This is a genomic window from Dankookia rubra (genome assembly GCF_004355005.1).
Classification (GTDB): Bacteria; Pseudomonadota; Alphaproteobacteria; order Acetobacterales; family Acetobacteraceae; genus Paracraurococcus; species Paracraurococcus ruber_A.
This window is the reverse complement of the sequence record NZ_SMSJ01000306.1, coordinates 1-851: the sequence shown is the minus strand read 5'-3', so window position 1 is coordinate 851 and position 851 is coordinate 1. Positions and strand designations below refer to the sequence as shown.

Below are 851 nucleotides of genomic sequence, written 5' to 3'. Positions count from 1 at the left end.
GCATCAAGACCGAGGAGTCAGCGAAGTGGGGCAAGCTAATCCGAGACCGCAATATCAAGGTGACCTGAAAAGCGTTTCTCTGGGCGGGATCCAAACCACCGGATGCGACCTCAAGCAGACATTCGGTCCTTTGCGCGCCGCAGCCGAAGGCCACCGAGCACGGGCTCCACAGCCATAGCCTGACGGAGCCGTGATGAGACCGGGCAACTCTGGCCGCGCATGCGCGAATCCGACCGTGGCAAGGTCGGCGCGTCACATGTGGACGTATGATGGACTGGAGCGCGATCCCGACCAACTCGGCCTTTTCCGCCCCGGCGGAGCACAGATCGGCCCAGGCACCTGCTGCAATGGTCCGAATCCCCGGCGGCTCCTTCGTCATGGGCTCGGATAGCCACTATCCTGAGGAAGCGCCGGCCCACCGCGTCGAGATGGAAGCCTTCTGGATCGACCGCGCGCCGGTGACGAACGCGGCGTTCCGTTGCTTCGTCGAGGCGACTGGCCACGTCACAGTCGCCGAGCTTGCGCCCGACCCGAGCCAGTATCCAGGCGCACGCCCGGAGATGCTCCGGGCCGCCAGCCTCGTCTTCCGCAAGACACGCGGGCCCGTGGACACGCGCGACTGGTCCCAATGGTGGGAGCTCCGCGCCGGTGCCGACTGGCGCCACCCCTACGGTCCCGGCAGCAATCTCGTCGGTCTGGACGAGCATCCCGTAGTGCATGTCGCATACGCCGACGCCCTGGCTGAGAGCGTCGGAGAGAAAATCCCTCAGGGAGCGGCTGGGTAATCTGGCCGCGGCGGCGTGAAATAGGAGCGCTGCCGAGCCTTTCGTCACGACGGCTGACGGAAGGCC

General features: G+C 66.0%; 1 protein-coding gene. It reads left to right on the top strand.

Annotation, left to right across the window (positions count from 1 at the left end; all coding sequences use genetic code 11):
- The first annotated feature begins 347 nt into the window (after positions 1–347).
- Entirely contained in the window at positions 348–785 is a 438-nt protein-coding gene (locus tag E2C06_RS36730; RefSeq protein WP_206664857.1) for an SUMF1/EgtB/PvdO family nonheme iron enzyme, read from the top strand.
- Positions 786–851: the final 66 nt, after the last annotated feature.